Below are 17574 nucleotides of genomic sequence, written 5' to 3' on the forward strand. Positions count from 1 at the left end.
GAGAAAGTGGCTCCGAACGGTCGGCTCGACCAGGCAAGGGCACCCTTGGTGGAAATCGGCTCGTAATTCGGTAACACTTGTGTTGTGAAAACGGCTCACGAAATCTCGCATGCCTCGGACGTGGCATCGATCGACGCTGCGCCGGCAATCCACATTGCGGACGACGTGCACAGCCCGGTCCCGGTCACGCACGACGGACAGACCCGGTCAGCAGTGGTCACTCTCATCCTCGAGCAGGGCCCGGTGACGGCGGGTCACATCTCAGAAGCTCTCGGGATCACTCCCACCGCGGTACGCCGTCATCTCGACGCCATGATCGCCTCGGGCGACGTCGTCGCGACCGCAGCCCCCGTTACGCCCAACGGGGCCGGGGTCGTCCTGCCAAGCATTTCCAGCTCACCGCCGCAGGTCGTGGTCGCCTCAAGCACGCCTACGACGACCTCGCCGGCGCTGTGATGCGGCGTCTGCGGCGGATCGGCGGCGACGCAGCGGTCGAGGACTTCGCCCTCGAGCGTGCCGAGCAGATCGTTGCCGAAGTGCCGGTGGCGGGGGATTCTGCCGCCGATCGGGAGGGCACCGCGCAAGAAATTGCCGAAGCTTTGACCGAAGCGGGATTTTCTGCGACCACTCGTCGCGTTGGTAATGGTGTGCAGATCTGCCAGCACCACTGCCCGGTCGCACACGTGGCAGCGGAGTTCCCTGAGTTCTGCGAGGCCGAAACAGCGGTCTTCACCAAAGTCCTCGGTATACACGTGCAGCGTCTGGCGACCATCGCCAACGGCGACTGCGCATGCACCACTCATGTGCCGCTTGCGAATCCGCAGGTGGCAAATCAGGTCGACGCCCAGCCCGCGTCGGCACCGGCAGCCTCCGGAAGGAGTCACTCATGACGGTCACAGACCCGACACCCACACAGGCAACAGCCGCTGCGGCAGTGCTGACGCAGGAAGAGACGATCGATTCGTTCGGCGCGTACGGGTACGGCTGGGCGGATTCCGACGTTGCGGGCGCCAGCGCCAAGCGCGGCATCTCCGAAGCCGTGGTCGCCGACATCTCGGCGAAGAAGAGCGAGCCCGAATGGATGCTCGCCGCACGTCTGAAGGCGTTGTCGATCTTCGAGCGCAAGCCCATGCCGAACTGGGGCTCGAACCTCGACGGCATCGACTTCGAGAACATCAAGTACTTCGTCCGCTCCAGCGAGAAGCAGGCAGCGACCTGGGACGACCTGCCCGAGGACATCAAGAACACGTACGACAAGCTCGGCATCCCCGAGGCCGAGAAGCAGCGTCTGGTCTCGGGTGTGGCCGCGCAATACGAGTCCGAGGTCGTCTACCACTCGATCCGTGAGGATCTCGAGGCCCAGGGTGTGCTGTTCCTCGACACCGACACGGCCCTGCGTGAGCAGCCCGAACTGTTCCAGGAGTACTTCGGAACGGTCATCCCGGCCGGAGACAACAAGTTCTCCGCGTTGAACACCGCCGTCTGGTCCGGTGGCTCGTTCATCTACGTCCCCCCGGGCGTGCACGTCGACATCCCGCTGCAGGCCTACTTCCGCATCAACACCGAGAACATGGGTCAGTTCGAGCGCACCCTGATCATCGTCGACGAAGGTGCATACGTGCACTACGTCGAGGGCTGCACCGCGCCGATCTACAAGACCGACTCGCTGCACTCGGCCGTCGTCGAGATCATCGTGAAGAAGGGTGGTCGCTGCCGGTACACCACCATTCAGAACTGGTCGAACAACGTCTACAACCTGGTCACCAAGCGGGCCAAGGCCGAGGCGGGCGCCACCATGGAGTGGGTCGACGGGAACATCGGCTCGAAGGTCACCATGAAATACCCGGCCGTATGGATGACCGGCGAGCACGCCAAGGGCGAGGTTCTGTCCGTGGCATTCGCCGGACCGGGCCAGCACCAGGACACCGGTTCCAAGATGGTGCACCTCGCGCCGAACACGTCGTCGAACATCGTCAGCAAGTCGGTTGCCCGTGGCGGTGGCCGGGCATCCTACCGTGGGCTGGTCCAGATCAACAAGGGCGCGCACGGCAGCCGGTCGACCGTGAAATGCGACGCGTTGCTGGTCGACCAGATCTCGCGCAGTGACACCTACCCGTACGTCGACATCCGCGAGGACGACGTCACGATGGGTCACGAGGCGACCGTCTCGAAGGTCAGCGACGATCAGCTGTTCTACCTGATGAGCCGCGGCCTCACCGAGGACGAAGCCATGGCCATGGTGGTCCGTGGGTTCGTCGAGCCCATCGCCAAGGAATTGCCCATGGAGTACGCCCTCGAGCTGAACCGCCTGATCGAGCTACAGATGGAGGGTTCGGTCGGATGAGTTCTCCCACTGGTGTGGTCGGCGCTGTCTCCGGCGAGAATCAGGGCCCGGCGGTCAACAAGGGTGAGCAGTTCACCTCGTTCGACGTCAACGCATTCGAGATCCCGCGGTCGAAGGACGAGGCCTGGCGTTTCACGCCTTTCCGGCGCCTTCGTGGACTGCACGACGGCTCGGCGCAGCCGACCGGACAGGCCACGGTCACCGTGGACGGTCTGGTGGAGGGAGCTCGCGTCGAGACCGTAGGGCGCGACGACGCCCGTCTCGGACAGGGTGGCGTTCCCTTCGATCGCATTGCTGCACAGGCGTATTCGTCGTTCACCGAAGCCACCGTCGTAACCGTGGACAAGGAGACCGCGATCGCCTCACCGATCACGGTCACCATCGATGGCCCGGGCGAGGGCGAGACCGCGTTCGGTCATGTGCAGGTCCGGCTCGGTGCGTTCGCCAAAGCCGTGGTGGTCATCGACCAGCGGGGCAGCGGCACGTACGCCGAGAACATCGAGTTCGTGATCGGTGACAGCGCGCACCTGACCGTGGTGAACATCCACGACTGGGCCGACGACATGGTCCACGTCGCAGCCCACCATTCCAGGCTCGGACGTGACGCGGTGCTCCGGCACTTCGCGATCAGCCTCGGCGGAGACTTCATCCGGTTGAGCCCGGTGGTGCACTATGACGGTCCCGGCGGCGACGCTGAGCTGTGGGGCCTGTACTTCGCCGACGCCGGACAGCATCTCGAACAGCACCTGCTGGTGGACCACTCGCAGCCGCACTGCCGGTCGAACGTCGTCTACAAGGGCGCGTTGCAGGGCGTGGCGGGTGACCGCAGCCGCGAAGCCCATACCGTGTGGGTCGGCGACGTGCTGATCCGAGCCGAGGCCGAGGGCACCGACACCTTCGAACTCAATCGCAATCTGATCCTCACCGACGGCGCCCGCGCCGACTCCGTCCCCAACCTGGAGATCGAGACCGGCGAGATCGTCGGAGCCGGACACGCAAGTGCCACCGGCCGATTCGACGACGAGCAGCTCTTCTACCTCCAGGCTCGTGGCATTCCCGAGGACCAGGCCCGCCGACTGGTGGTCCGTGGGTTCTTCGGTGAGGTCATCGCCAAGATAGGTGTGCCGGAACTGCGCGAGCGTCTCGAGGCGGCTGTGGAAGCCGAACTCGAGGTCGCAGGCGCCTGAGCCGCACCCAGCCCAACACTTCAGCCCATACCAGCAAGGAATTCGATAACCGTGGCCATTTTGGAAATCCGCGATCTGCACGTCAACGTGAAGCAGACCGATACCGACGCCGAACCGATCTCCATCCTCAAAGGTGTGAACCTGACCGTGGAGTCGGGCAAGACCCACGCCATCATGGGCCCCAACGGGTCGGGCAAATCGACGCTCTCGTACGCGATCGCCGGCCACCCGAAGTACGAGGTCACCGAGGGTTCGATCACCCTCGACGGTGAGGACGTGCTCGAGATGACCGTCGACGAGCGCGCCCGGGCCGGTCTTTTCCTCGCGATGCAGTACCCGGTCGAGGTTCCCGGTGTGTCGATGTCGAACTTCCTGCGGACCGCTGCCACCGCCGTACGTGGTGAGGCACCGAAGTTGCGTCACTGGGTCAAAGAGACCAAAGAGGCCATGACCGAACTCGAGATCGATCCGTCGTTCGGCGAGCGCAGCGTGAACGAAGGCTTCTCCGGTGGTGAGAAGAAGCGCCACGAGATCCTGCAGCTCGGGCTGCTCAAGCCGAAGATCGCCATCCTCGACGAGACCGACTCAGGCCTCGACGTCGATGCATTGCGCGTGGTCTCCGAGGGCGTGAACCGCTTCAAGGCGAACGAGAACGGTGGCGTGCTGCTCATCACCCACTACACCCGGATCCTGCGTTACATCCAGCCCGACCACGTGCATGTGTTCGTCGGTGGCCGGATCGTCGAATCCGGCGGACCCGAGCTCGCCGACGAGCTCGAAGAAAACGGATACATCCGATTCACCCAGGCTGCGAACGCCTGAGGTTCGAACTTCCAGGAGGCCAGACGTGACGAGCATCGATCAGGCTGTAGCCCCGACATCGCATGAGGTCACCGCGCTGGACGTGACCGCGGTTCGTGCCGACTTCCCGATCTTGGGACGGACCGTGCGGGACGACAAGCCGCTCGTCTACCTCGACTCGGGGGCCACCAGCCAGCGACCGGTACAGGTCCTCGACGCCGAGCGCGAGTTCTTGGTGACCCGTAACGCTGCGGTTCACCGTGGTGCGCATCAACTGGCCGAAGAGGCCACCGACGCGTACGAGAACGCACGCGCGATCATCGCCGAGTTCGTCGGTGCCCAGTTCGACGAGTTGGTCTTCACCAAGAACGCCACCGAGTCGCTGAATCTGGTGACGTACACCTTGGGTGACGAGCGGAGCGCGGGCGTCCTGGGCGGCAAACCACTCGGACCCGGCGACACCGTGGTGATCACCGAACTCGAGCACCACGCGAACCTCGTTCCGTGGCAAGAACTCTGCCGCCGGACCGGGGCGACGCTACGCTGGTACGGCGTCACCGACGACGGCCGGATCGACCTCGACTCGCTGGTGCTCGACGACTCGGTCAAGGTCCTCTCGTTCACCCATCAGTCGAACGTCACCGGTGCCATCGCCGATGTCCCGGAACTGGTTCGTCGCGCTCGCGCTGTCGGTGCCCTCGTGGTTCTTGATGCCTGCCAGTCGGTTCCTCACATGGTGGTGGACTTCACCGAGCTCGACGTGGACTTCGCCGCCTTCTCCGGCCACAAGATGTTCGGTCCCTCGGGGGTCGGTGTGCTGTTCGGCAAACGTGCGTTGCTCGCCGAGCTACCGCCCTTCATCACCGGCGGCTCCATGATCGAGACCGTCACGATGGAGGTCTCGACCTACGCGCCGGCGCCCCAACGGTTCGAGGCGGGCGTACCGATGACCTCTCAGGTCATCGGTTTGGGCGCCGCCGTGCGCTACCTGCAGGGACTGGGTATGGCGGCCGTTGCGGCACACGAACTTTCGCTGACCGAAGCAGCCTTGAAGGCGTTGGCGGAGATCGACGGAGTACGCATTATCGGGCCGGCCACCGCAGATCGGCGCGGAGGTGCGGTGTCCTTTGTGGTCGACGGCATCCACGCACACGATCTCGGGCAGATCCTCGATGACGAGGGTGTCGCGATCCGAGTGGGTCACCATTGCGCGTGGCCGCTGCACAAGCGTTTCGGGGTCGCCGCGACAGCGCGCGCTTCGTTCGCCGCGTACAACACCCTCGACGAGGTCGAGGCGCTCGCCAAGGCGATCGTCCGTGCCAAGGAGTTCTTCGGGGTCGGTGCCTGATGCGGATGGAGCAGATGTATCAGGAAGTGATCCTCGATCACTACAAACATCCGCAGGGGCGAGGTCTGCGTGACCCGTTCGGTGCCGAGGTCCACCACGTCAACCCGACGTGCGGGGACGAGGTCACCTTGCGCGTACAGCTCTCCGACGACGGAGACAAGATCACCGATGTCTCGTACGACGGCCAGGGATGTTCGATCTCTCAGGCGTCCACGTCGGTGCTCTTCGAGCAGCTGGTCGGCCAGAACGTCCAGGAAGCCCTGGCGACCGTCGACGCGTTCAACCAGATGATGACGTCGCGGGGCACTGTCGACGGTGACGAAGAGGTCATCGGCGACGGAGTGGCCTTCGCCGGAGTGAGCAAGTACCCGGCGCGCGTCAAGTGCGCGCTCCTGGGATGGATGGCATTCAAAGACGCGTTGGCACAGACGGTGGTCAACAGAGAAGCACCGGCCGACAACAACAATTCCGCTAGGGAGTCAGCATGAGCGATCAAGCCCCGCCGACAGAGACCAAGCCGCCTGAGGAAATTCAGACCTCTCTGCCGAAGATCGAGGACATCGAGGAGGCCATGCGCGACGTGGTCGACCCCGAACTCGGCATCAATGTGGTCGACCTCGGCCTGGTCTACGGACTCGACGTCACCAGTGATGCGGTCGCCAAGATCGACATGACACTGACCTCGGCGGCCTGCCCGTTGACCGACGTGATCGAGGATCAGACCCGGTCGGTCCTGGTGACATCCGGGCTGTGCACCGACATCGAACTGAACTGGGTGTGGCTGCCGCCGTGGGGTCCCGACAAGATCACCGACGACGGCCGCGAACAGCTGCGGGCGCTCGGCTTCACCGTCTGACCCTTCTGGGCAGTGGCAGAAACGTTCGAGACCCGGATCGATCGGCTGATCCGGGAAGCACAAGAACGCGGCGAGTTCGACAACCTGCGCGGTGCCGGCCGCCCGCTTGATCTCAGCGATGCCGACGACCCCGAATGGTGGGCGAAGCGCAAGATCAAGGAAGAGAACCTCGACAGCTCGGCGCTGTTGCCTCCGACGCTTCAACTGCGCCGGGAGGCCCAAGGGTTTCCGGAGTCGCTTGCCTCCCTGCGTGAGGAGTCGGCGGTGCGTCATGTCCTCGAGGATTTCAATCGACGGGTCCGGCGAGATCGGCTCGTACCGAGTCTCGGGCCGGCGTCCTATGTGATCGCCCGCACCTTGGATGTCGAGGCGATGGTGGAGCGATGGCGCGAACTCCGCCGACGCAGATGACGTCGATCGCCGAGTTCCGATCGTCGTAAATCGGTTTGGTCACCGATACTGTTCTCAGAGTGTTGCTGACCATCGAAACGACCGGATCATCGTCTGATCACCGCATTCCTGCGACCGATCTCGGGTTCCTGCTGCACAAGCACCCCGACCGGGTCCAGCAATTCGCCACCTCCAGTGGAACCGCAACTGTCTTCTACCCGGTCGCCGACACCTCGCGATGCCGCGCGGTTCTGCACGTCGGGGGTGAAGACCCGTCACGGTCCACGCTGGGGGCTGCTGACCGCTACGTGAACACGCTGCCGTACGCGGGATCGTCTCGACTGATGGTCGCGATGGCCAAGGTGATGTCGGATGCGCTCGGTGGCCGCTGTGCACACCGCCCTGACCTGGTCGACACGGTGTGGCAGCTGCAGGTGACGGTGAGCTCGGTGCCCACCACCGGCGGCGCCGATCTCACCCACGGCTTCTTCGAACCACTGGGCTGGTCGGTGCTTTCCACTGCCAGCATGTTGCGGCCGAATGAATGGGGCCCGTCCCGGTTTGTGCAGTTGCAGATGAGTGGCGAGTTCACGCTGCGCGACGCACTGTCGCACATGTACGTGCTGATCCCCGCGCTCGCGGCGGACAAGCACTACTTCATCGGCGAGGACGAGGTCGACAAGCTGTTGCGGCTGGGCTCCCGTTGGCTGGCGAATCATCCTGCGCGCGAACAGATCACAAGGCGGTACCTGAAGGGACTGCATTCGCTCACCAACGACGCGCTGGCACGGCTGATACCCGACAGCGCGTCGCACGAACCACTGCCGAAACGCCGCACATCGATGCAGGAGCTGCGCCGTACCGCAGTGGTCGACGCGCTTCGTAGGGTCGGCGCGCGGTCGGTCCTCGACGCGGGATGCGGTGAAGGCAGCCTCTTGCGGGAGCTCGTCACCGAGCCGGGCATCGGCCGACTGGCAGGAGTGGATGTGTCGGTTGCCGCTCTTGGCCGGGCCAGTGACTCGTTGTCCAGGTTCGCAGCGGTAGAACTGTGGCAGTCGTCGCTGATGTACTCGGACAACCGGTGCCGAGGATTTGATGCCGTCGTGCTGATGGAGGTGATCGAGCACGTCGAGCCCGATCGCCTCGACACACTCGAGTCGTCCGTGTTCGAGACCATGGCTCCGTCGTCGGTGATCGTCACGACTCCCAACCGCGACTACAACCCTCTCTATGGGCTGGGCAGCAACGAGTTCCGCCATCCTGATCACCGGTTCGAGTTCACCTGCGCCGAGTTCAAGCACTGGTGTGAACGCGTAGCTGACGAATACCGGTATTCGGTGACGGTGAGCGCGATCGGAGAGATGGACATGGATGTGGGCTCATCGAGTCAGCTGGCAGTCTTCCGCCGGATCGACGCAGAGACACCGGAGGCCCAGCGATGACGGCACTCGAGATCCCCGAACTGTCGCTCGTGGTGCTCATCGGAGTCACCGGCGCAGGCAAGTCGACGTTCGCAGCCAACAACTTTCGTGAGACAGAGGTGTTGTCGTCCGATCGGTTCCGAGGCCTGGTCGCCGATGACCCCACGTCACAGGAGGCGACCGGCGACGCGTTCGAGGTGCTCGAGTTGGTTGCGGGCAAACGATTGGCGGCCGGGCGCCTGACCGTGATCGATGCGACCAGCGTCCGCGTCGAGGACCGTAAGCGGCTTGTCGCGCTTGCAAGGGCCCATGACGTCTTACCTGTCGCCATCGTCCTGGACGTCCCTCCGGACGAGCTGCGGGGGCGTGCCCACGATCGAACAGACATCACGGTCGGCGTTGTCGAACGCCAGTACGCGCACCTGCAGCGCAATCGGAAGGGCTTGCGCAAAGAAGGGTTTCGACACGTCCATCAGCTCGATGGTGTTGCGGACATCGATGCCGCGACCATCGTGCGTACCCCCTTGTTCAGCAACCTCAACGATCGGCACGGCCCGTTCGACATCATCGGTGACGTCCACGGCTGCTTCACCGAGTTGACCACACTGCTCGGCAAGGTCGGGTGGCGTCTGCAGACCGACACGGACGGCATCGTTGTCGGCGCCGTACCTCCCGAGCCCGGACGAACAGCGATCTTCGTCGGGGATCTGGTGGACCGGGGCCCGGACACGCCGGCTGTCCTGCGACTGGTCATGTCGATGGTTCGCGACGGCATTGCGTTCTGCGTGCGCGGAAATCACGAGGACAAGTTGCTCCGCGTCCTTCGTCAGCGCAGCGGCCGCGCCCGAGATGCGCAGCCGATTGCGCTGACCCACGGTCTTGCGGAGTCCATGACGCAACTCGACGCGCAGCCTCCCGAGTTCGTCCGAGAGGTTGTCGACTTCCTCGATTCCCTTGTGTCGCACTACGTGTTCGACGACGGCCGGCTCGTCGTCGCCCACGCGGGACTGGCAGAGAAGTACCACGGGCGGGCATCGGGCCGCGTCCGCGACAAGGCGATGTACGGCGAGACGACCGGGGAGACCGATCGTTGGGGCTTCCCGGTACGGGTCGATTGGGCAGCGGACTATCGAGGCTCGGCTCGGGTTGTGTACGGCCACACCCCGGTCCCGGACGCGGCATGGATCAACAACACGATGTGTCTGGACACCGGGTGCGTGTTCGGGGGTCGATTGACGGCGCTGCACTACCCGGAGATGGTCTTGACGGCCGTGCCCGCCGAGCAGACCTACTTCGACCCCGGCCGACCGATGGGTTTCGGGACCACACGCGCGGACGTCCGCGTGCGAACCACACTGAACCTGTCGGACGTGGTGGGTAAGCGGATCATCGACACCGGATTCGGGCCACCGATCACCGTCCGAGAGGACAACGCCGCCACCGCATTGGAGGTGATGTCGCGGTACGCGGTTGATCCACGCTGGATCCGGTACCTGCCGCCGACGATGGCCCCGGTTTCTCCCGGGCGTGCCGATCTGCTGGAGGACCCCCGTGCAGCGTTCGAGTCGTACGCACAACGCGGTGTCTCACAGGTTGTCTGCGAGGAAAAGCACATGGGTTCCCGGGCGATCATCGTGGTCGCGAAGGACGAGTCCGCAGCAGCGCAGGCGTTCGGCGTCACACAGGGCAGTGGCGCCGTCTACACCCGGACAGGCCGCAGCTTCTTCGATCCATCGGTCACCGAGCAACTGGTCGTCCGAATCCGGCGAGCGTGCGCTGAGTTGTTCGATCAGCTCGACTCCGACTGGCTGATCCTCGATGCCGAGTTGCTGCCATGGAACGTCAAGGGGGAAGGCCTGATCCGCGACCAGTTCGCCTCCGTCGCGGCAGCGGCGGGCCCCGAGCTGCGTGCACTCGGCGCAGAACTGGCGAGGGCCGCAGACCGAGGTCTGGATGTCCAGACCATGATCGACGCGAACACGAAACGGCGTGCGGATGTCGAGGCGTACACCAATGCGTATCTTCGCTACGTCGATGTCGACGCGCGGCCGGACACCGTGTCGCTCGCCCCGTTCGAAGTACTGGCAAGTGCGGCAAGCGAATACGGCGGGTCGTCGCACGGTTGGCACCTCGAGGTGGCCGCGCGGCTCGCTGCGGCCAACCCTGTTCTCTTCCGGCCGACGCGGCACATCGTGGTCGACACCGGCTCGGAGACCTCGTGTCTGGAAGGAGCTCGGTGGTGGGAGGATCTGACCGCGGCCGGGTCCGAAGGGATGGTCGTCAAACCGGCCGGGAACGTCACCCGTGTCGGCGGCAAGCTGATCGATCCGGGCGTGAAGGTCCGCGGTCGCGAGTACCTGCGGATGGTCTACGGTCCCAGCTACCTGGATGATCTGCCGAACCTCCGGTCACGCGATCTGCGGCACAAGCGGTCCATGGCGATGCGCGAGTATCAACTGGGGCGTGAGGCCCTCGCCCGCCAGGCACGCTCTGAGCCACTCTGGCGCATCCACGAGTGTGTTTTCGCGATCCTGGCGCTGGAGAGTGAGCCGGTGGATCCCCGACTCTGACGTCACCCGGGGATGGAGTGCGGCTGATCTGGCGGGTTCGGTGGGTCAACCGGTTGGACGTCCACCCAGGTGACGTCGACGCAGTCGGCCACCGCGATCCGAAGTGACCCCAGCTGGCTGCGGACGGCATCACGGACCAGCTCGCTCATCGCGCCGATCCGATCGCCGTACCGGGCGACCATCTGCACGTGAATCTTGCGGACGGATCCGTGGTCGGTGGTGATGTGGATCGCGGCGACGTCGCGCCGACACGATCGGTCGATCGCGCGGGCAAGCAGCTGGCGGATCGCGCGCTCGTTGATCTCGATGCCCGGTTCATCGGTGACGATCGGGACACCCAACCGCGTGGCCGACCGAAGCCTGGGCCCGAGCCGTTCCAGGACCATTCCCTCGTCGCCGTGCTCGAGGTGGGCGGCGGCATCGCTGATCCAGGTATCCGCTTCATCGGGGCGCTGGACTGTCATCTCGCCTTCCTTTCGTCGTCGGTCGCGGGATCTGATGTCGAATGCGTCCGGGTGATCGGGCTTTGTGAACATCGGAGCCGTCGGGTCGCCACGCGGAGAGGCGTTCGGCCAACTGTGAGCGTGCACGCTGCAGATGTCCACGCACCGAGCCGCGCGAGATGGTGAGCGCGGTGGCGATCTCATCGTGCGACAGCCCTTCGACCTCGCGTAGCCACCAGCATGCGCGCGCCTGGTAGCCGAGCTTGCCGAGCTCGGTCTGGAGTGCGACGAAAAACGAGTGTTCAACCGTGCGAGCAGCTGGGCCGGGGGTCCGCACTTCCATCGCCTCGAAGGTGTTGTCGGAAATCACGACCGCGGTCTGCCGTCGCTGGAGATCGACCGTCTTGCGCGAGGCGATGGTGAACAGCCATGTGCGGAAGCTCGACCGGAAACCGAACCGGTCCATTCCGCGCCACGCGGCGAGGAACGTCTCCTGAGTGATGTCCTCCGCTGTTGTCGGAGATCCGGTCAGCCGGGTCGTGTACCGGAGGACGGGTGTCAGATGGCAACGCATCAGCTGGTCGAACGCCTGGCGATCGCCCAGGGCAGCCGCGCGAATCAATGATTCTTCGGCGCGCGCATCCATTTGTTCAGCGTGCCAGAAAGTCGTGCGTGCAACATGCGGTTCTCACCTCGTCAAAGGGGTGGGAGACCAGATCACCCGGTCTGCCATCCGGACACCGAACCGACGAGGGAGCACCTTATGACCACCACGACCTCCAGGCAGGATGACGAGCCGACCATTGCCGTGGACAAACACCGTGACAGCGACGGCCATGGGCCCGACCAGAGCGACGCGGGGGGCAAGACGTCGATCGCCGATGTCGTGGTGGCCAAGATCGCCGGAATCGCGACTCGCGAGATCGACGGCGTCTACGACCTCGGCGGCGGCGCGGCGCGCGCGGTCGGCAAGTTGCGTGAAACCCTGCCGGGAACCGGTGCAGACGTCACCCAGGGCGTGTCGGTGGAAGTCGGGGAGAAGCAGGCGGCAGTCGATGTCGGATTGGTTGCCTACTACGGCGTGGCGATTCACCAGCTTGCCGAATCCATCCGGACCAACGTGATCGAAGCGATCGAGAAGATGACGGGTCTGGAGGTCACCGAGGTGAATGTGACCGTGCACGACGTCCACCTCGACACCGACGACCCGACCACCGCGCTCGACGGCCAGACACCCCGGGTCCAGTGACGATCACAGCGGCCTCCGCAGTGCTCATCCGTGAACGGGTGCTGTCTGTGGACGGCGTGGCAGACCTGCACGCGGGCACCTTCGGCGAAATCGCCACACATCTGCCCGGCCGGCGGGTGAACGGTGTGCGAGTCGGCCGTTCCGGCGTCGAAATCCATGTGGTCACCTACCTCGATGTCGATGTCGCGGGGGTGGCCCGCAACGTCCGTGCGGCCGCGGTGTCGGCCGCGCCGGGGGCGATCGGCTACACCGTCGTCGTCGAGGATGTTGTTGCGCGCCAAGATTTTCGAGTCGCAGTTCCGGATACCGGCCGGGGTACCTCCACAGAAACGAGTCAATCATGAACAATTCCGTGATCGGGCTGTTCGTCGGCCTGCTGTTCGCTTTGGCGGTCACCACCGGAGGGTTCTCCGGTCTGATGGTCGCGGTGGTGTTCGCGGCCATCGGCGTGGCCGTCGGCGCCCATCGTGACGGCCGCATCGACCTCGGTGCACTGTTACGGAGCAAGGGCCGTGGCTGAGGCAGCAACGGCCGAGCGCATCGGCGGTTCCCACCTACCGGCGCCCGAGCACCGAGGCTCCCTGCAGATCGAATCGCGCGTGATCTCTCAAATCGCACGCCAGGCGGCGCTCGAGGTCGACGGCGTGGTGCCGTACTCGGTGACGTTGGGGTCTCTCACAGGTCGCAATCTCCCTCGCGCCCTTGCTGATTCCGATCCGCGCCATCCGGCGATCACCGTGGAGATCGCGGTGAGCTGGCCGATGCCGGCAGTTGACGTCGCCGAGCGCGTTCAGCAACACGTCATCGAGGTTGTCACCCGGTTGACCGGACGCCGGCCGGCGCGAGTGGATGTCGAGGTCACCGAGGTCGTCCAATCGAGGATGTTGCTGGGGGAGGAGCTGGCCCACGTGTCCGCTGCCGAACCCGGCCCGGACACGGGCACGGAGGCGGCGCCGACGCACGGCCGCACCAGGGCCGAGGGTGGGCCGCCGCGAAGCTCTCCGACTGCGGGATGGCTCGCGCCTGTGCTGGGGCTCGGACTGCTTGCATTCGCCGTTGTGGCCGGCCGGGAGTATGCCGTTGTCCAAGGCCACTACCGGTCCGAGGCTTGGATCGAACACTCCGCTCGCTGGGTGTCGGGAACCGAGTGGAGACCGTGGATGGTCGCGGTCGCCGTCGTGTGCGTCCTGGTGGGGCTCTACTTCATGTATGCCGCCGTACGGCCTCGGCGTCGCACCCACCGACCACTACGGGCCACCGGTGTGTGGACGCGAGACACCGACGTCGCCCGCCGGCTCAGCGCCATCGCACTCGACGATGACAACACCGTGTCGGCCACCACCAAGGTGACGTCGGGCCGCGCCCATGTACGTGTGTTCGTCTCCTCCCCGACGGAGAGCGACCTCTCCGACCGCATCGAGGCATCGACGGCAACGTTGGCCCGGCCGCCCCGCGTGAGCGTGGATCTTCGTGGCGTCTCCCACCCGAACATGACCGCGATCGACGAGAGGGAGCCTGATGCGACGCACCCTGAACGCCCTTGACCGCCTTGCGGTGGGCCTGATCGGCGTGCTTCTCGCCGCGGCCGGCCTGATCGCTCTGCTCCGCTGGGCGGGCGTGGGACCGGTGACCGATGCGGTCGGCAACGTCGACACCGATCAGATCTACTCGGCGTCGGGACAATCGTGGTGGGATTGGGCACTGCTGGCCGCGACCGTCCTGCTGGGGATCGGTGGTGCGTGGCTGTTGTTGGCCAACATTTCGCCGAATCGCTTGCGGTCGGTGACCGTGCGACCGCAGGCTGAACCGTTTGTCGGCGAGATCGACATCGCGGTGGCCGACGTGGCCCGGGCGGCGGCCAGGTCTCTCGAACGGCATCGTCATGTTCGCTCCTCGGCGGTTCGGTCTTACGTCGACGGCGTGACCCCTGTCGTCGAGATCACGGTGACGGCTTCTCCGACCGCCGACGACCACGATCTCGGCGCTGCCGTGAGCGGGGTGAGGGAGCTGCTCCTGTCGTCACTGCGGGGCAGCGACGTCGAGGTACGCATGCTGCTGCATCGCGAACCCAATCACTGAGAAGTAGGATCGCCGGCCGGCGAACCGACGTCAGGAGCGGGAAAGCACAGCACCGCGCATGATGCGCAGGGCGAGAGTGCGGTCGGTGAGCCCGATCATGCGACTCATCGACAAGGCCACCCCAGCGAGGTCGTCGCGCGAACTGAGATATGTCCGCTGGCGTTCGAGCGACATCTCGAAGAACCCGTCGAAGAACCTGACCACCTCGGTGGGGGCCAGTCCGAGAAGTGAGGACAGGCCGCGACGGCGCAACCGATGGACGGCGCGGGCCTGAGCGGTCCACAGCGCGGCCTTCGGATCACGTTCGTTCGCCATGGCGTCGACCACTGCGTCGGCCGCCGACAACGATGCCGCAACGCTGTACCCGGTCGCCGGATGGATCATTCCGCCCGCTGCGCCGAACAGGAGCGGATCGGACCGCCATGGCGGCACTGAGCTGTCACCACACAACGCGAAGTACACCCGCTCGGTCGGCGCGGTGTCGACGGTCGGCCAGGTGATCCCCATGTGTTCGAGGCGGCCCCGTAGTCGATCCTGGAGTTCGATCAGTGGCACCGGCGGGGCGCCGGCGAGACAGGTCTCCTCCAGCAGCACCCGGCCATCGGCCACGGGGATCGCGTAGAGGAACGAGGGGGCTCGACCGGGCTCGACACCTCGCCAGTCCATCAGCACAGCGTTGTCGGAGCCGAGATAGGGCGCTGCGATCTCACTGTCGACAAAGATCCCGAACGCCGACTGCGCCGGCGCGTGTGGAGCCCGCAAACCGCGCGCATCGATGACTGTGCGTGCCGTCACTTTTCGGCCATCGTGCAGGCTGACGTTGTCGGCGCTCACGGATGTGGCCGTGTCTGCGAAGGTCGTCACAGCCGAGATGTCGAGGCTCTGCTGCAGAGCGCGGGTGTCCAGAGTGACGTACGCACGATCGATCAAGTGACGGCCAGGGGTGAACACGGCGACCGTGTCCGATTGCGCGGCAATGATTTCCGCGCTGACCCAGGTGGGGAGTTCGTCTGACCACGCCCCGTAGGTGACGTGCCAGGCCCGGTCCGGTGCCGGATCGACCACTGCGGTGTCGAGGCCCGCGGCCGCCGATCGTGCGGCGACCGCCCGACCGGCCGGACCCGCACCGACGACTGCCACGTCATATGTACGACCTTCGTGGTGATCGTCGCCCGCCTCGCTCATAAGGGCACGGTATCGTTTTGGCGTACACTGGCGCGTCGTGATCACGGCAACCGACCTCGAGGTACGCGCGGGCGTACGCACCCTACTGAGCGCCCCTGGTCCGGCGCTACGGGTGCAACCCGGTGACCGCATCGGATTGGTCGGTCGAAACGGCGCCGGCAAGACCACGACGATGCGAATACTGGCCGGCGAAGGCGAACCCTACGCCGGTTCGGTGACCAACAGCGGCGAGATCGGATATCTCCCTCAGGATCCCCGGGAAGGTGACCTGGAGGTCATCGCCAAGGACCGTGTCCTCTCCGCGCGGGGTCTGGACACGCTGCTGCGCGACCTCGAGAAACAGCAGGCGCTGATGGCCGAGGCCGTCGACGACAAGGTGCTCGACAAAGCTGTCAATCGGTACGGACAGCTGGAAGACCGTTTCTCGGCGCTCGGCGGTTACGTCGCAGAATCCGAGGCGGCCCGCATCTGCAACAGCCTCGGCCTTCCCGACCGGGTGCTGGCGCAGCCCCTCAAGACGTTGTCCGGCGGTCAGCGGCGAAGGATCGAGCTGGCCCGCATCCTGTTCGCCGCCTCGGACGGCAGCGGCGGCAAATCGGGCACCACCCTGTTGCTCGACGAACCGACCAACCACCTCGACGCCGACTCGATCGGCTGGCTACGCGGTTTCCTACAGAACCACGACGGTGGACTCATCGTGATCAGTCACGATGTGGAATTGCTCGCCGACGTGGTGAACCGGGTGTGGTTCCTCGACGCGGTACGCGGCGAGCCCGACATCTACAACATGGGATGGAAGAAGTACCTCGACGCGCGGGCGACCGACGAACAGCGCCGCAAGCGTGAACGTGCAAACGCCGAGAAGAAGGCGGGCGCACTGCGGGTGCAGGCGGCCAAGATGGGCGCCAAGGCAACCAAAGCCGTTGCGGCCCAGAACATGCTCAAGCGCGCCGAACGCATGCTCGACAACCTCGATGAAGAGCGGGTTGCCGACCGGACCGCGAAGATCCGGTTCCCCGAGCCGGCACCCTGCGGCAAGACGCCGCTGATGGCGTCGGGCCTGACGAAGATGTACGGATCGCTGGAGATCTTCGCCGGTGTGGACCTCGCCATCGACCGCGGAAGCCGGGTGGTGGTGCTCGGGCTCAACGGCGCAGGCAAGACCACGTTGCTGCGTTTGCTGGCGGGCACCGAGAAGGCCGAGCACGGCACACTCGAACCCGGCCACGGACTCAAGATCGGCTATTTCGCGCAGGAGCACGACACCCTCGACGACAACGCGAGCGTGTGGGACAACATCCGTCATGCGGCGCCCGACGCCGGCGAGCAAGATCTACGTGGCCTGCTCGGCGCGTTCATGTTCACCGGGCCCCAGCTCGATCAGCCCGCGGGGACACTCTCCGGCGGCGAGAAGACCAGGTTGGCACTCGCCGGGCTCGTCTCGTCGGCGGCGAATGTCCTGCTACTCGACGAACCGACGAACAACCTCGACCCGATCTCGCGGGAACAGGTGCTCGACGCGCTGCGGAGCTACAAGGGCGCGGTGGTGCTGGTCACCCACGACCCGGGTGCCGCGGCAGCGCTCGACCCGCAACGGGTGATCCTGCTGCCAGACGGTACCGAGGACCATTGGTCCGCCGAGTACCAGGAGCTCATCGAACTAGCCTGACCCAAACCCCGAAGATGGTGGGTTCGGGCGCG

18 protein-coding genes and 1 pseudogene are annotated in these 17574 nt (G+C 65.4%); 16 read left to right on the forward strand and 3 right to left on the reverse strand.

All coding sequences use genetic code 11. The features are described 5' to 3' along the window. The first annotated feature begins 147 nt into the window (after positions 1–147). From MVA47_RS16420 to MVA47_RS16465, 10 genes and pseudogenes are all read left to right on the forward strand, one after another. Positions 148–890: pseudogene (locus MVA47_RS16420) on the forward strand (helix-turn-helix transcriptional regulator). Further along, entirely contained in the window at positions 887–2344 is a 1458-nt protein-coding gene (sufB, locus tag MVA47_RS16425; RefSeq protein ID WP_247208697.1) for a Fe-S cluster assembly protein SufB, read from the forward strand. Before MVA47_RS16420 ends, sufB begins: the two are co-directional and overlap by 4 nt. Then, positions 2341–3531: a Fe-S cluster assembly protein SufD gene (sufD, locus tag MVA47_RS16430; RefSeq protein ID WP_247208698.1), complete on the forward strand. Its 1191-nt coding sequence runs from the start codon at positions 2341–2343 to the stop codon at positions 3529–3531. Before sufB ends, sufD begins: the two co-directional genes overlap by 4 nt. A gap of 51 nt (positions 3532–3582) precedes the next feature. Next, on the forward strand, positions 3583–4353 hold the full coding sequence (gene sufC / locus MVA47_RS16435) for a Fe-S cluster assembly ATPase SufC (RefSeq protein WP_247208699.1): 771 nt from the start codon (positions 3583–3585) through the stop codon (positions 4351–4353). 25 nt (positions 4354–4378) lie between these two features. Continuing rightward, positions 4379–5680 (forward strand): SufS family cysteine desulfurase, encoded by a 1302-nt coding sequence (locus MVA47_RS16440; RefSeq protein WP_374474224.1) that lies wholly within the window; start codon positions 4379–4381, stop codon positions 5678–5680. Beyond that, positions 5680–6168, forward strand: a complete 489-nt coding sequence (gene sufU, locus MVA47_RS16445; RefSeq protein ID WP_099382360.1) for a Fe-S cluster assembly sulfur transfer protein SufU — start codon at positions 5680–5682, stop codon at positions 6166–6168. Before MVA47_RS16440 ends, sufU begins: the two co-directional genes overlap by 1 nt. Continuing rightward, the gene (locus MVA47_RS16450; RefSeq protein WP_247208700.1) at positions 6165–6536 is read left to right on the forward strand and encodes a metal-sulfur cluster assembly factor; all 372 of its coding nucleotides are present in this window, start codon (positions 6165–6167) and stop codon (positions 6534–6536) included. The genes sufU and MVA47_RS16450 overlap by 4 nt, the downstream gene beginning before the upstream one ends. Before the next feature lie 12 nt (positions 6537–6548). Further along, on the forward strand, positions 6549–6947 hold the full coding sequence (locus MVA47_RS16455; RefSeq protein ID WP_247208701.1) for a DUF1992 domain-containing protein: 399 nt from the start codon (positions 6549–6551) through the stop codon (positions 6945–6947). 59 nt (positions 6948–7006) lie between these two features. Next, positions 7007–8368 (forward strand): 3' terminal RNA ribose 2'-O-methyltransferase Hen1, encoded by a 1362-nt coding sequence (locus MVA47_RS16460; protein ID WP_247208702.1) that lies wholly within the window; start codon positions 7007–7009, stop codon positions 8366–8368. After that, positions 8365–10917, forward strand: coding sequence for a polynucleotide kinase-phosphatase (locus tag MVA47_RS16465; protein ID WP_247208703.1), 2553 nt, complete (start codon positions 8365–8367; stop codon positions 10915–10917). Before MVA47_RS16460 ends, MVA47_RS16465 begins: the two co-directional genes overlap by 4 nt. A 2-nt stretch (positions 10918–10919) precedes the next feature. Here the strand turns inward: MVA47_RS16465 and MVA47_RS16470 are convergent, their stop codons facing one another. Further along, positions 10920–11381 (reverse strand): hypothetical protein, encoded by a 462-nt coding sequence (locus MVA47_RS16470; RefSeq protein WP_247208704.1) that lies wholly within the window; start codon positions 11379–11381, stop codon positions 10920–10922. Next, on the reverse strand, positions 11359–12006 hold the full coding sequence (locus MVA47_RS16475) for an RNA polymerase sigma factor (protein WP_247208705.1): 648 nt from the start codon (positions 12004–12006) through the stop codon (positions 11359–11361). Before MVA47_RS16475 ends, MVA47_RS16470 begins: the two co-directional genes overlap by 23 nt. Before the next feature lie 117 nt (positions 12007–12123). On the opposite strand from MVA47_RS16475, the gene MVA47_RS16480 reads away from it, so the two are divergent. From MVA47_RS16480 to MVA47_RS16500, 5 genes are read left to right on the forward strand one after another with little or no spacing between them, the layout of a single operon-like run. Beyond that, positions 12124–12609, forward strand: coding sequence for an Asp23/Gls24 family envelope stress response protein (locus tag MVA47_RS16480; RefSeq protein ID WP_308280561.1), 486 nt, complete (start codon positions 12124–12126; stop codon positions 12607–12609). Beyond that, positions 12606–12953, forward strand: coding sequence for a hypothetical protein (locus tag MVA47_RS16485; RefSeq protein WP_247208706.1), 348 nt, complete (start codon positions 12606–12608; stop codon positions 12951–12953). Before MVA47_RS16480 ends, MVA47_RS16485 begins: the two co-directional genes overlap by 4 nt. Further along, positions 12950–13129, forward strand: a complete 180-nt coding sequence (locus tag MVA47_RS16490; protein WP_030163059.1) for a DUF2273 domain-containing protein — start codon at positions 12950–12952, stop codon at positions 13127–13129. The genes MVA47_RS16485 and MVA47_RS16490 overlap by 4 nt, the downstream gene beginning before the upstream one ends. Continuing rightward, a complete protein-coding gene (locus tag MVA47_RS16495) occupies positions 13122–14153 on the forward strand; it encodes a DUF6286 domain-containing Asp23/Gls24 family envelope stress response protein (protein WP_247208707.1) in 1032 nt (343 codons plus the stop codon). The genes MVA47_RS16490 and MVA47_RS16495 overlap by 8 nt, the downstream gene beginning before the upstream one ends. After that, complete coding sequence (locus tag MVA47_RS16500) at positions 14128–14688, forward strand: hypothetical protein (protein ID WP_247208708.1); 561 nt, start codon at positions 14128–14130, stop codon at positions 14686–14688. Before MVA47_RS16495 ends, MVA47_RS16500 begins: the two co-directional genes overlap by 26 nt. A 30-nt stretch (positions 14689–14718) precedes the next feature. Here the strand turns inward: MVA47_RS16500 and MVA47_RS16505 are convergent, their stop codons facing one another. Next, a complete protein-coding gene (locus tag MVA47_RS16505; protein ID WP_247208709.1) occupies positions 14719–15873 on the reverse strand; it encodes a lycopene cyclase family protein in 1155 nt (384 codons plus the stop codon). 37 nt (positions 15874–15910) lie between these two features. On the opposite strand from MVA47_RS16505, the gene MVA47_RS16510 reads away from it, so the two are divergent. After that, complete coding sequence (locus tag MVA47_RS16510; RefSeq protein WP_030163052.1) at positions 15911–17542, forward strand: ABC-F family ATP-binding cassette domain-containing protein; 1632 nt, start codon at positions 15911–15913, stop codon at positions 17540–17542. Positions 17543–17574 lie beyond the last annotated feature (32 nt).

Origin of the sequence: Williamsia sp. DF01-3 (assembly GCF_023051145.1) — a bacterium.
Classification (GTDB): domain Bacteria; phylum Actinomycetota; class Actinomycetes; order Mycobacteriales; family Mycobacteriaceae; genus Williamsia.